Here is a 13,277-nt window from a genome sequence, read left to right on the forward strand (position 1 = left end):
GAAACCGGACTCACGCCGCGTCGCGGTTGCGGTATTTCGACTGGAAGAGGGCCAGAATCAACGCGGTGGCGACCGCCGCCGCGGCCAGGGCGAGCCACGGGCCGGTACGCGCGGCGGCACGCGCGAGCGCGATGAGGACGATATCGGCAAAGGCGATGAGCGCGCTTACCCGCGCGTGCGACCAGCCGCCCTGCGTCGCCCGCTGGTAGAAGTGTTCGCGGTGCGCCCGCCACACCGGCTTTCCGGCGAATGCCCGGCGCGCGAGCGTGACCGTGGCGTCCGCCCAGTAGACGGCGGGCAGGATCAGCGCCACCGCCCAGCCCGCGGGGTGCAGCGCGGTCATGCTGAGCAGCAGGTAGCCGAGGACGAAGCCGAGCGGAATGCTGCCGACGTCGCCCATGAAGATCTTCGCGGGGTGCCAGTTCCAGACCAGGAAGCCGAGCGTCGTCCCGGCGACGATGGCGAGAGGCCCGCCCGCCAGAACCCCCGGTGCGGCGACGAACAGGCCGAGCGCGATGGCGATGGTCTCCACCCCGGTGATGCCGTCGATGCCGTCCATGAAGTTGAACAGGTTGACGAACCACACCCAGGCGAGGCCGAGGACAAGCTTTTCCGCCCACGACGGGAGAAGCCCGCCGAGGATCGCGCTTTTCGGCATCAGGGCGAGGACGGCGGCGGCGGCAACGATCTGCGCGGCGAAGCGCGGCAGCGGCGTCAGGGTGCGGCGGTCGTCGATCCAGGAAACCGCGGCGAGCAGCAGCGCGCCCGCCAGCATCGCCCAGTCGGCGGCGGAGCCGCCGTGGCTGGAAAACCAGACCGCCAGGCCGCCGAGGACCAAAGGCGTCACCGCCAGGCCGCCGCCGCGCGGCGTGGGGACGGCGTGGCTGCTGCGCGCGTTGGGCATGTCGAGAATCCGCCGCGCCCGCAACCAGCGCAGCGCCAGGCCGGTGGCCGCCGCCCCGGCGAGGCAGAAGCCGCCGAAGAGAAGGCCCGGCGTCATGCCCCGGTCTCCGCCGCGGCGAGCGAGCGGTAGAGCGCCTCCACCTGCGCCGCGACGATCGGGTCGGCATAGGTTTCCTCGATGCGGCGGCGCGCCTCCGCGCCCATGCGGCGGCGCAGCGCCGGGTCGGCGGCGAGGCGGGCGATCGCCTCGGCGATGGCGGCGGAATCCTTCACCGGCACCAGCAGGCCGTTCTCCCCGTCGGCCACCAGGCTGCGGCAGCCCGGCGCATCGGCGGCGATCAGCGGACGGCCGCAGGCCGCCGCCTCCAGCAACGCCTTGGGCATGCCCTCGCGGTAGGAGGGCAGCAGCGCGATGTGGCTTTCCGCCCAGACCTGTCCGATGTCCTTGCGCGGACCCTTCCACTCGATCAGGCCGTCGGCGTTCCACAGGCACAGGGTGGCGGGGTGGATGCTCTGCGGGTTGGCCGGGTCCACGTCGCCGACCAGGCGCAGCCGCACCGGCAGGCCGCGCTCGCGCAGGATGCGCGCCGCCTCCACCGTCTCGCCGATGCCCTTGTCCCACAGCATGCGGGAGACCACGGAGACGACGATGGTTTCGCCCGGCGGTTCCGGCAGCGGGCGGAAGCGTTCGGCGTCCACGCCCGACCCGGGGATGAGGACGATGCGCTCCGGCGCGATCACCCCGGCCTTGGCGAAGATCGCCGCGTCGTCCGGGTTCTGCACCAGAAGGCGCGAGCCCGGGCGGTCCAGCGCCAGGCGCAGCGCCGCCAGAACCACCCGCCGCAGCAGCCCGGCCTTGCGGCCCTCGCTGATGAACAAAAAGCCCAGGCCGATCATCGCGTTGACCGCCACCGGAATTCCCGCCAGCTGCGCCGCGATGGCGCCGTAGACCACCGGCTTCAGCGCGACATGGTGCACCAGGGCGGGCGTGGTCTCCTCGTAACAGCGGCGCAGGCCGTTGAGGGCCAGGTATTCGCGCAAGGGATTGGTGGAGGCGCGGTTCACCGGCCAGGGGTGGACGGCGTAGCCGAGCGCCTCGATCTGCGCGCGCTTGTCCTTCACCGCGCAGACGACGCCGACGGTGAAGCCCGCCGCCTTGGCCGCGCCCGCCATCGGCAGGCGGTGCGACAGGAAGGCGAAGTCCTCGGTCACGGCAAACAGCATGCGCGGCGCGGGCTCGGCGGGAATTGCCGGGCGGGCGGACAGGATGAGGAAGAGGAAGACGAAGGTCACCCCCCACCACGGCGCCCAGATCGAGAAGTTGAAGCACGCCGTCCCCCAGAAGGCGCACGACAGGGCGAGGCGCGCCGCGTGGCGCAGGCTGCCGCCGCGGAACACCGCCAGCGCGTCGCGCACGATCAGCCCGGCCACGGCGAGGAAGGCGGGCGCGAAGCCGATGCCGCCCGTCTCGGCGAGGATTTCCAGAATCCAGTTGTGCGGATGCGACGGCACGAAGGCCTGCCCCGCGCCGGGGATCAGGTGGTCGGCCCCGGGAATGTGGGCGATGGCGTTGAGCCCGATGCCGATCCACGGCCGTTCCGGCAGACGCTCCAGAATGAAGGCCCAGATGTGCTGGCGCTGGTATTCCACCAGCCACAGCGGCAGGCCGAGCGCGCCGATGTTTTCGGGGTTGCGTCCGCCCGGGTGCAGCGCGAGCGCGGCCACCGCCGCCGCGGCGAGGACGAGAAGGACGGGAATCGCCAGCCGCGCCCGGGGAGACCGCGCCGCCGGCAGGAAGAGGGCGGCGAGACCTGCCACCGCCAGACCGGCGAAGGCGTCGCGGCTGTCGGTGGCGACGGCGAACACGGCATAAAGCACGGCCCCGGCGCACGCGGCGATGCGGCGCGCGCCGGGCTGGGCCCAGCCCGCCCAGGCGAGGAAAGGCACGACGCAGACGAGGGCGGTGGAAAACGCCTTGTAGCGCATCCACGGGCCGTCTCCCGCGCCGGTGCGGCGCAGGGCGGCGATGGTTTCCGGCGCGAGGACGAGGGCCGCCAGGGACAGGGCGAGCGCCGCGGCGATGCCGAACAGCAGGAAGTCCCGGGCGATGCGGGCGAGGCGCGGGGCGCGGTCGAGGATCGACCACAAATAGACGCCGCCGCCCAGGACCACGGCGACGCGCAGCCAGGTTCCGGCGCTTTCCAGCCGGTCCGGGGAGACGAACAGGTTGGGCGCCCAGGCAAGCAGCATCACCACGCATGCAAGCCCCAGCGGATGAAACAGCGCGGCGAGCAGCAACCGCCGCGCATGCCGGGCGCGGTCGGGCACGGAGAGCCCGGCAAGCAGGGCGGCGGCGGCCACGATCAGAACCGGGGCGGCGCCGAAGGCGCCTGCGGGAACCACGAGACCGATCAAAGCGGCGGTCAGGCGATGACGCCACGACTCCGAAGACAGGGAAACGGACTGGGACAAGACGGCAAGCTCCGCACCGGCCACGACGCGCCGAGGCTACGGTGCCGCCACGCCGCCGTCAAGCAGCGCCCCGGGAGGAGAGAAAAACCAGGCCGGGGGGCGCCCTGCCCTGGACCCGCAAGGGGATCGTAGCCGTTCCCGAGGTGGGGCGGCAGCCCCGCCTGCTTGCAGGCGTTATCCCCGGCGGAAGCGGGCGGCGAAGAAGCCGTCGAGGCCGCCCGCATCGGGCAGGTGGCAGGGCAGGGTGCGCAGCGCGCCGTCGGGGCGGAGCGCGAAGTCCCAGCCGCCGATTTCCGCGGCGCTAATCGGCGCGGGCGCGAAGCCCGGCGGCGGCGCGGCGGTCTCCTCCTCCGGCTGCAGCGAGCAGACGCAATAGACCAGGGTTCCGCCCGGCTTGACCAGACGCGCGGCATCGGCGAGGAGGCGCTTCTGGGTTTCCGCCAGGCTCGCGACGTCGGCGGGGGATTTGATCCACGCGGCGTCGGGGTGGCGGCGCAGGGTTCCGGTGGCGGAGCACGGCGCGTCCATCAGCACCGCGTCGAAGGGCTCGGGCGGGGTCCACGCCGCGGCGTCGGCGGCGACGATCTCGGCGGCGAGCCCGGTGCGCGCGAGGTTCTCGCGCAGGCGGTCGAGGCGCGCCGCCGAGCGGTCGAGCGCGGTGACGTTTGCGCCCGCGGCGGCGAGTTGCAGGGTCTTGCCGCCCGGTGCGGCGCAAAGGTCGAGCACGCGCTTGCCCGCGACGTCGCCGAACAGGCGGGCGGGCAGGGCGGCGGCGGCGTCCTGCACCCACCATGCGCCCCCGGCGAAGCCGGGCAGTTCCTCCAGCGGACCTGCGGGGCGCAGGCGCAGGCTGCCGGTGGGCAAAACCGTAGCCTCCAGGCGCGCGGCCCAGTCTTCGGCCTCGGCGGGGTTGCGCAGACTGATGTCGAGCGGCGGCTCGGCGAGCAGCGCGCCCGCGATGCGGCGCGCCGTCTCCTCGCCGTAGGCGGAAGTCCAGGAGGCGAGCAGCCAGTCGGGCAGGTTGGCGGCCTTGCGCCGCACCGAATCGAAGGCCGAAGGATCGCGCTGCACCCGGCGGATCACCGCGTTGACCAGGCCCGACTGGCGGAAAAAGCCCTTGTCGCGCGCCAGCGCGACGGAGGTGGAGGAGACCGCGTGCGGCGAGGTGCCCATGTAGAACGCCTGGGTCAGTCCAATGGCGAGCACATGACGTACCCCGCGCGCCGAGGGCGGCAGCGGGCGGCCGAGGCAGGCATCGATCACCGCGTCGATCTCTCCCTTGCGGCGCAGGGCGAGGGCGACGAGGGCGCGGGCGAAGGCGCGGTCGCGCACCGGCAACTCGCGGGTGAGGCGGGAAAACGCCTCGTCCATCGGCTGGCGGCGGTCGAGAACGGCCTTCAGAATTTCATAAGCGGCGGCACGGTGCGGCATGGCCGCAAGGCATACGGCAAAAGTGGGGGAAAGGGAAGAGCGGGGAAAACCAGGCCGGGCCCTGCCCGGACCCGCGAGGGGCCGGGAGGCCCCTCGACCCCGTAACTTGTTTTTCGCCGCGTAGCGGCAGGCAACCGTCACGTCGCGTGATGACTCTATGGCGCTCCGCGCGAAAACCAAAAGTTATGGGGTGCGCGAGGGGACCGAGTCCCCTCGCAAAGTTCTGGTTTTTTCCCGTCACAACCGCCAGAGGTCGATGCCGGGCGGCAGGGCGGTGCGGTCGAGCGCGCCCTTGACGTCGGCGACGATGCCCGCGCCGTCCTTGAGCAGGGGCAGGATGGCGGGCCAGCCGCCGTTGCGGAAAGCGGCGTGGGACACCGCGAGCACCACCGCGTCGGCGGGTTTCAGCTCAGCGGCGGGGAGCAGGCGGACGCCGTATTCGGCGAAGGCTTCCTCCGGGTCGGCGACCGGGTCGTGCATCTGCACCGCGATGCCGAAGGCGGCGAGTTCCGCCACGATGTCCACCACCTTGGTGTTGCGGATGTCGGGCACGTCCTCCTTGAAGGTGAGGCCGAGCACGGTGACCAGCGGGCGGACGCAGCCGCCGCGGGCGAGCAGGCGGCGCACCACCTCCCGCGCCACGTGGGGGCCCATGCCGTCGTTGATGCGGCGTCCGGCGAGGATGACCTCGGGGTGGTAGCCCGCGCGTTCCGCGCGGTGGGTGAGGTAGTAGGGGTCCACGCCGATGCAGTGGCCGCCGACGAGGCCCGGCGAGAACGGCAGGAAGTTCCATTTCGTCCCCGCCGCCGCCAGCACGTCGCGGGTGTCGATGCCGAGGCGGGCGAAGATCAGCGACAGTTCGTTCATCAGGGCGATGTTGATGTCGCGCTGGGTGTTCTCGATCACCTTGGCGGCTTCCGCCACCTTGAGCGACGGCGCCTGGTGGATGCCCGCGGTGACCACCGCGCCGTAGACCGCGGCGACGGTTTCCAGGGTGGCCGCGTCGGAGCCGGAGACCACCTTCCTGATGGTGGTGAATCGGTGTTCCTTGTCGCCGGGATTGATCCGTTCCGGGCTGTAGCCGACGGTGAAGTCGCGGCCGAATTTCAGGCCGCTTTCCGCCTCCAGCACCGGCACGCAGTCCTCCTCCGTCGCGCCGGGGTAGACCGTGCTCTCGTAGACGACGATGTCGCCGGTCTTGAGCACGCGCCCGACGGTGCGCGAGGCGGCGATGAGGGGGCGGAGGTCGGGCAGCCGCGCCTCGTCGATCGGCGTCGGCACGGTGACGATGTGGAAGTCGGCCTGGGCGAGATCGGCGGGATCGGAGGTGAAGAAGAGGTCGGCCTCGCGCAGTTCGGCTTCCGGCACTTCGCCGGTGCGGTCGCGGCCTTCCGCGAGTTCGCGGATGCGCCGCCGGTTGATGTCGAAGGCGACGATGCGCCCCCCGGAACGGCCGAAAGCGACGGCCAGCGGCAGCCCGACGTAACCGAGGCCGACGACGGAAATCTTGCGTGCGTGCGTGCTCATGTCATGCCCGAGATTTGGCGAGAAGGAATAAAACGCCCGGATGCTACCCGCCACGACTGCGCACGACAAGGACGATCGTGGCCGCGGGTTTGACGCCGCGGCGTTTCCCTGGCAAACCAGAGCCTGCTGACGGGATCATCGGGCGCGGGTGCATCGTGTGTGGAATCGCGGGTTTGTGGAGTTTCGCGGGCGGACGGGCGGATGAGCTTGCCGCGCTGGGCCGCGGCATGGCCGACGCCATCGCCCATCGCGGGCCGGACAAGGGCGCGGTGTGGACCGATGCGGAGGCCGGGGTGGCGCTGGCGCACCGCCGCCTCTCCATCGTCGATCTTTCGCCTGCGGGCGACCAGCCGATGCGGAGCGCCGACGGCCGCTGGGCGATCGTCTACAACGGCGAGATCTACAACGCCGCCGAGGTGGCGCGCGACCTGCCCGGCATCGCCTGGCGCGGCCATTCGGATACCGAAGTGCTGCTGGAAGCCTGCGCCGCCTGGGGCGTGGACGCGGCGGTGCGGCGCTTCGTCGGGATGTTCGCCTTCGCCCTGTGGGACCGCCGCGAGCGCCGCCTGGTTCTGGTGCGCGACCGTTTGGGGATCAAGCCGCTCTATTACGCGCGGCAGGGCGGGGTGTTCCTCTTCGGCTCGGAATTGAAGGCCTTGCGCGCCTGCCCCGGTTTTTCGGCGGAGGTGAACCCGGCGGCGATCGGGCCGTTTTTGCAGCGCGGCTGCGTGCCCGGCGCGATGTCGATCTACCGCGGCGTGGCGAAGCTGCCGCCCGGCCACATGCTGAGCGTGGACGCGGGCGGCGAGGCCCTGGCCTGCTGGTGGGACCTCGCGGCGGTGGCGGAGGCCGGACAGGCCGCCCAGGACGCGCGGACGGAGGAGGAGATCACCGAGGCGCTGGACCTGCTGCTGCGCGACGCGGTGGCGGGGCGCATGGTGGCGGACGTGCCGCTGGGGGCGTTCCTGTCCGGCGGCATCGATTCCTCCCTGGTGGTGTCGCTGATGCAGGCGCAGTCGGCGCAGCCGGTGCGCACCTTCTCCATCGGCTTCGCCGAAAAGGCGTTCGACGAGGCGCCGCATGCGCGCGCCGTGGCCGCCCACCTCGGCACCGCGCACACCGAGATGGAGGTCTCCCCCGAGGAGGCGCAGGAGGTGATCCCCCTGCTCGCCGAGATGTACGACGAGCCGTTCGCCGATTCGTCGCAGATTCCCACCTTCCTGGTGTCGCGCCTGGCGCGCCGCCACGTCACCGTGTCGCTTTCCGGCGACGGCGGCGACGAGGTGTTCGCGGGGTATACGCGCTATCTCGGCATCGCGTCGTTGTGGCGGAAGACCGGCTGGATTCCCGCGCCGCTGCGCCGCGCCATGGCGGCGGGGCTGCGCCTGCCGCCGCCGGAGGCGTGGGACGCCCTGTTCGCGCCGGTGCCCGCGCGCTGCAAGCCCAGCCATTTCGGCGACAAGATCCACAAGGGCGCGGCGCTGCTCGGCCTCGACGGCGTGGATGCGATGTACCGCCGCGTCACCGCGCAGTGGCCGGACGGCGCGCTGCCGGTGCCGGGCGGCGGCGGCATCCAGCCCGACGACGGGCTTGCCGCGCGCCTGCCCGGCCTGGTGGCGCGGCTGCGCTGCCGCGACATGCTGGGGTATCTGCCCGACGACATCCTCACCAAGGTGGACCGCGCCAGCATGGCGGTGAGCCTGGAGGCGCGGGTGCCGCTGCTCGACCACCGGGTGGTGGCGTTCGCCTGGAGCCTGCCGCCCGGCCTGCTGATCCGCGGCGGGGTGGGCAAGCACATCCTGCGCCGGGTGCTCGACCGCTATGTGCCGCGCGCGCTGATCGACCGCCCGAAGATCGGCTTCGGCGTGCCGGTGGGGCAATGGTTGCGCGGCCCTCTGCGCGACTGGGGGGAGGAGTTGCTCTCCCCCGCGGCGTTGAAGGACAATCCCTTCCTCGATGCGGCGGCGGTGCGCCGCACCTGGAGCCAGCACCAGTCGGGGCTGCACAACCGGCAATACCGCCTGTGGCACATCCTGATGCTGCAGGCCTGGCTTCGCCGCTGGGGAATCTAAGATTCAGAAAATGCTGGAGAAACTGCCGATCGGCCCGCCGCGCAGCATCTCGGCGAGGCGGTTGAGCCCGTCCTCGACCTTGGCGCGGGACTTGCCGCCGCCGAGGCCCAGGCGCACCGCGGGCGGCGCGGCGCGGCGGCCGAGGACGAAGTGGTCGGCGGCGGAGACGATGATGCCGCGGTTGCGCGCGGCGCGGGTGAACTCGTCGGAGCGCCAGGGCTCCGGCAGGGTGAGCCAGAGGTGGTAGGTGCCGGTGTCGCCCGCCACCGCGAAGCCGTCCAGCGCCTTGAGCGCGAGGTTGCGCCGCGCGCGCGCCTCGGCGCGGTGCCAGCGGCAGGAATCCACCGCGGTGCCGTCCTCGATCCAGCGGGTGGCGACCTCCAGCGTCAGCGGCGCGGGGGTCATGGTGGACAGCCGCACCCCGGCGGAGAGCGCGGGGAGAAGCTCCACCGGGCCGATCATGTAACCGACGCGCAGGCCCGGGGCCATGCATTTGGCGGCGCTGTTGAGGTAGATGGTGCGTTCCGGCGCGAGCGCGGCCAAGGGCGGCAGGCGCTCGAAATCCTCGGCGAGGAAGCCGTAGACGTCGTCCTCGATGATCCAGATGCCGTGGCGGTTGGCGAGCCGGGCGAGGGTTTCGCGGCGGTCGCGCGGCCACACCGTGCCGGTGGGGTTCTGGTAGTTGGGGACGATGTAGACGGCGCGCGGCGCATGGTGGAGCACGGCGTGCTCCAGGGCCTCGGCGGTCATGCCGTGGTCGTCCATGGCGAGCCCCTGCAGGCGCACGCCGAGCAGGCGGGCGAGGTTTTTCATCCCCGGATAGGTGAACTCGTCGCAGAGCACGGTGTCGCCGGCGCGGCACAGCGTCAAGAGCGCGGCGAGCATGCCGTTCTGCGCGCCGTTGTTGATGATCAGGCGGTCCGGCGCGTTGGGCGCGCCCTGGGTCTCCGCCCAACTGGCGAGGATGCGCTTGGCGCGGTCGAGGTCGGTGTCGCTGGGGTAGCCGAGCAGGGTGCCGAGGTGGGGGTGCGCGGTGAGCACCGGCAGGGTGTCGCGCAGGCGCTCGGTGGCGATGCCCTCGGCGGGCAGGTTGACCGCGAAGTCGAAGACGTCGGGTTCCGAATCGTGCCGCGTGGACAGCGGCGTGAAGGTCATCAGCGACGGCTTGACGAAGGTGCCGCGCCCGACCTCGCCGCTCACCAGATCGCGGCGGATCGCCTCCGCATAGGCACGGGTGATGGTGCCCACGGTGACGCCCAGGCGGTCCGCCAGGTCGCGATGCGTCGGCAGGCGGTCGCCGGGGGCGAGTTCGCCCGTGGTCACGGCTTCGGCGATGGCTTCGGCGATGGCGATGTAGCGGGGACCGGAACGGGAGGAGATATCGGGAGTCCACGTTGTCATGGTGACAATAAATACATTGACGTCCGAATTGAGTCAATTTATCTATTGTCCGTAGACAATCGAGACACCTTCGGGAGGAAATGTCATGAACAAGACAGAATGTCTCGGTACATATGGACTGCGCACCGGCAGACGGCCCGCCGCGGCGGCGCGGCGCGAACCGCGCGCCATCGCCGAACGGGTCGCCGAGTGGTGCAACCGCATCGCCTTCCGCCGTTCGCTGCGGGTGTTGCCCGACCGGATGCTGGCGGCCATGGGGATGACCCGGGCGCAGGCGGCGGCGGAAGCGGCAAAGCCGTTCTGGCAGGTCTGAGGTATCGATACGGAACCCCCCGGGCGGGGCCGCCGGATTTCCGGCGGCCCCGCCCGGCGTTTGTGCCGGTGGGATTGTCACGATCTTTCGTGCCGGATTGTGCCGGTCCGGCGCGGGTTCAGGCCCCGACGACGACGCGGTCGCGTCCGCCGCGCTTCGCCATGTAGAGCGCGTTGTCGGCGGCGTGCAGAAGTTCGTCCAGGTTGCCCCCGGCGCACAGCGGCGTCGCGCCGATGCTGATGGTGAAGTTGAGGTTCGACTCCGGGCCGAGGTGCAGATGGTGGGCGCCGATCGTCTCGCGCAGGCGGTTGAGCAGGGCTTCCGCCTCGGGAATGCTCATCGGCGCGGTGAGGATGGCGAATTCCTCGCCGCCGACGCGGCAGAACAGCGCGGTTTCCGGCAGGGCGTCGGCGGCCACCTGGGCGAAACTGCGCAGCGCCGCGTCGCCCGCGGCGTGGCCGAAACGGTCGTTGATGCTTTTGAAGAAGTCGATGTCGGCGATCGCCAGAAGGCCGGGCCGCGCCGGATCGGCCGGTTGCGACAGCATCAGCGGCGCGGTGTCGAAAAAATAGCGCCGGTTGTGCAGGCCGGTGTTGTCGTCGCGGTACATCAGGCGGCGGATCTGCTCGTTCTGTTCGGCGATGCTCTGCTTCTGGCTGTCGATCTGCTCGGCGAGTTCGGCGAGTTGCGCGGCGTTGTCCTCGGAGAAGGCGAGCGAGGTTTGCAGGTCGCTTGCGATGCGTTCCAGCCGCGCGTTTTCCTCCGCCATGTAGTCGAGATTGTGCAGGAGCTTGCGCTCGGCCTCGCGGTCACCGGTAAGGTCGATGGCGACGCCGATGATGCCGACGATGTCGCCCGCGCGATTGATCGCCGGAATCTTCAAGAAGCGGGCGTCGATGCTCATGCCGCAGGGGCAGCTTATCCGCGCGTCGTAGATGCGGTGCTCGCCGGAGTTCAGGACCGCGAGATCGCTCTCCCGTGCCTTGTCCGCCTCCGGCCCCTTCAACCCCTCGAACGCCAGCCTTTCCGGCAGGTCGGTGCGCAGGCAGCCGCATATCTCTTCGAAGCGGCGGTTGCACCAAGTGTACCCGAGATCGCGGCTCTTCAGGAAGACGGCGAGCGGCAGGGAATCGAGGATCGATTCCAGTTCGCACCCCGGGAGCAGCCTGGACACACCGTGCACTATCATGCGTTCCCTTTCGGCCGGCACACCGGGCGTTTACCCGGTGCAGGGAGAATACGCGTCCGGATTGCCGCTTGGCAAGCCGCGCCTCTCCCCCTCCGCCGTCCGCCCCGCCGCCGATGGGAAGTCCCGCCTTGCGTGGCGCGGGCGGAGAGGGTAGGAACGCAAAGCGGCTGTTTCAGAGGGGAAATTCAAGGTGGCGCGAGTTCTGGTGACGGGCGGTGCGGGCTATATCGGCAGCCACGTGGTCTATGCCGCGCTGGAGGCCGGGCACGACGTGGCGGTGGTGGACGACCTGTCCACCGGCGAGCGGGAGAATCTGCCGCCGGAGGCACGGTTCCTCGAGGGCGATGTCGGCGACCGCGCCTTCATCGGCACGGCGCTGGCCGCGGTGCGTCCCGAGGCGGTGATGCATTTCGCCGGGTCGATCATCGTCACCGAATCCATGGAAAAGCCGCTGCCCTACTACCGCAACAACGTGGCGGGCAGCCTGACCCTGATCGAGGCGTGCGCCGCGGCGGGGGTGCCGCGCTTCGTGTTTTCCTCCTCGGCGGCGGTCTATGGCGCGATCGACGGCGGCATGGCGGCGGAAACCGCGCCCCTGCGCCCCACCAGCCCCTACGGCTGGAGCAAGCTGATGACCGAGCGCATGCTCGCCGACGCGGCGGCGGCGCACGGCTTTGCCTATGCCGCGCTGCGCTATTTCAACGTCGCCGGGGCCGACGCGGCGGGACGCTCCGGCCAGGGCGGCCCCAACGCCACCCACCTTTTGAAGATCGCCTGCCAGACGGCGCAGGGCAAACGCCCGGCGATGCAGATCTACGGCGACGACTACCCGACCCCGGACGGCACCTGCGTGCGCGACTACCTGCACGTTTCCGACCTGGCGGAGGCGCATGTGCGGGCGCTCGCCTACCTGGAAAACACCGGCGGGAACCTGGTCGTCAACTGCGGCATCGGCAAGGGCTATTCGGTGCGCGAGGTGATCGCCGCGGTGGAGGCGGTGATCGGCCGCCCCCTGGCGGCGAGCGTCGGGCCGCGCCGCCCCGGCGACCCGCCCTATCTCGTCGCCGACCCGGCGAAGATCGGCCGCGTGCTCGGCTGGCGGCCGAAACACCCCGACCTCGAAACCATGATCCGCTCCGCGCTGGCCTGGGAATCCGGCCGCCGCAGCGGCGGCTGAGCCGTCCCGCCACCTTTCATTCACGGCATGAATTTCATGGCTTGAACGATACTGCCGTCGGCAGTATCCTGCCGCGCGGAACCTTTGCACGGTGTGGCATGTCCGACGAAACCCGAACCCAGGCCGAACTCGACCTTCTCGCCGCCCTGGAAGGGGGCGAGGAGATCACCCAGATGTCGCTGTCCAGGCGCATGATGGTGTCGATCGGCCTGGTCAACGCGCTGCTCAAGCGCGCCGTCAACAAGGGCTTCGTCAAGGTCAAGGCGGCGCCGCGCAAGCGCTACGTCTATTACGTCACGCCCAAGGGCTTCCGCGAAAAGGCGCGCCTCGTCGCCGACTACCTGGAATTTTCGCTGCATTTCTTCCGCAAGGCGCGCACCCAGTTCGACGAACTGCTGGGGGTTCTGCACCGGGGCGGCGCGCGCCGCATCGTGGTGATCGGCGGCGGCGAGCTGATGGAAATCCTGATGCTGTCGCAGCAGGACAGCGGCATCGAGGTGGTCGCGGTTCTGGACCGCGCCACCAACAAGGAGCGCCTGCAGGGCGTCCCGGTGGTCCGCTCCTTCGAGGAGCTGCCCGATGCGGACGCCGTCATCGTCGCCGAAACCCGCGACCCGCAGGAAGCCTTCGACCGCGCCTGCGCGGCCCTGGGTCCGGGGCGGGTTTTCGCGCCGCCGCTGTTGCGCATCCGGCGCGGCGATGCGGAGGCGGAAAAGGGTCCGGAAAGCGATAACCGCAAGCCGAAGAACCAGGCGGAGTGATTTGAAAATGTCAGGAAAGCAGGCCAGCCCT

Annotated in this window: 10 protein-coding genes; 4 read left to right on the top strand and 6 right to left on the bottom strand. The window is 70.9% G+C overall.

Features of this window, described 5'->3' with window-relative positions:
- Window positions 1-10: 10 nt before the first annotated feature.
- The 4 genes from O7R11_RS05815 to O7R11_RS05830 form a co-directional block, all read right to left on the bottom strand.
- Window positions 11-1,000: an MraY family glycosyltransferase gene (locus tag O7R11_RS05815; RefSeq protein ID WP_337996555.1), complete on the bottom strand. Its 990-nt coding sequence runs from the start codon at window positions 998-1,000 to the stop codon at window positions 11-13.
- The gene (locus O7R11_RS05820; RefSeq protein WP_337996556.1) at window positions 997-3,375 is read right to left on the bottom strand and encodes a glycosyltransferase; all 2,379 of its coding nucleotides are present in this window, start codon (window positions 3,373-3,375) and stop codon (window positions 997-999) included. Before O7R11_RS05820 ends, O7R11_RS05815 begins: the two co-directional genes overlap by 4 nt.
- 174 nt (window positions 3,376-3,549) lie before the next feature.
- Complete coding sequence (locus O7R11_RS05825) at window positions 3,550-4,806, bottom strand: RsmB/NOP family class I SAM-dependent RNA methyltransferase (RefSeq protein WP_337996557.1); 1,257 nt, start codon at window positions 4,804-4,806, stop codon at window positions 3,550-3,552.
- A 237-nt stretch (window positions 4,807-5,043) separates the two neighbouring features.
- The gene (locus O7R11_RS05830) at window positions 5,044-6,333 is read right to left on the bottom strand and encodes a nucleotide sugar dehydrogenase (RefSeq protein ID WP_337996558.1); all 1,290 of its coding nucleotides are present in this window, start codon (window positions 6,331-6,333) and stop codon (window positions 5,044-5,046) included.
- A 155-nt stretch (window positions 6,334-6,488) separates the two neighbouring features.
- Between O7R11_RS05830 and asnB the strand changes: the two genes are divergently transcribed.
- Window positions 6,489-8,405, top strand: a complete 1,917-nt coding sequence (gene asnB, locus O7R11_RS05835) for an asparagine synthase (glutamine-hydrolyzing) (RefSeq protein ID WP_337996559.1) — start codon at window positions 6,489-6,491, stop codon at window positions 8,403-8,405.
- Window positions 8,406-8,408: 3 nt separating this feature from the next.
- On the opposite strand, the gene O7R11_RS05840 is transcribed toward asnB, so the two are convergent.
- The gene (locus O7R11_RS05840; protein ID WP_337996560.1) at window positions 8,409-9,806 is read right to left on the bottom strand and encodes an aminotransferase-like domain-containing protein; all 1,398 of its coding nucleotides are present in this window, start codon (window positions 9,804-9,806) and stop codon (window positions 8,409-8,411) included.
- Window positions 9,807-9,891: 85 nt separating this feature from the next.
- On the opposite strand from O7R11_RS05840, the gene O7R11_RS05845 reads away from it, so the two are divergent.
- Window positions 9,892-10,119: a DUF1127 domain-containing protein gene (locus O7R11_RS05845; RefSeq protein WP_337996561.1), complete on the top strand. Its 228-nt coding sequence runs from the start codon at window positions 9,892-9,894 to the stop codon at window positions 10,117-10,119.
- Window positions 10,120-10,237: 118 nt separating this feature from the next.
- Here O7R11_RS05845 and O7R11_RS05850 read toward each other — a convergent pair whose 3' ends face one another.
- Window positions 10,238-11,293: a diguanylate cyclase gene (locus O7R11_RS05850; RefSeq protein ID WP_337996562.1), complete on the bottom strand. Its 1,056-nt coding sequence runs from the start codon at window positions 11,291-11,293 to the stop codon at window positions 10,238-10,240.
- A 205-nt stretch (window positions 11,294-11,498) separates the two neighbouring features.
- Here O7R11_RS05850 and galE point away from each other — a divergent pair, with 205 nt between their 5' ends.
- Window positions 11,499-12,485, top strand: coding sequence for a UDP-glucose 4-epimerase GalE (gene galE / locus O7R11_RS05855; RefSeq protein WP_337996563.1), 987 nt, complete (start codon window positions 11,499-11,501; stop codon window positions 12,483-12,485).
- A gap of 98 nt (window positions 12,486-12,583) precedes the next feature.
- Window positions 12,584-13,246 (top strand): MarR family transcriptional regulator, encoded by a 663-nt coding sequence (locus O7R11_RS05860; protein ID WP_337996564.1) that lies wholly within the window; start codon window positions 12,584-12,586, stop codon window positions 13,244-13,246.
- The last annotated feature ends 31 nt before the right edge of the window (window positions 13,247-13,277 follow it).

Origin of the sequence: Oleispirillum naphthae (assembly GCA_027864655.1) — a bacterium.
GTDB lineage: Bacteria > Pseudomonadota > Alphaproteobacteria > Rhodospirillales > Rhodospirillaceae > Oleispirillum > Oleispirillum naphthae.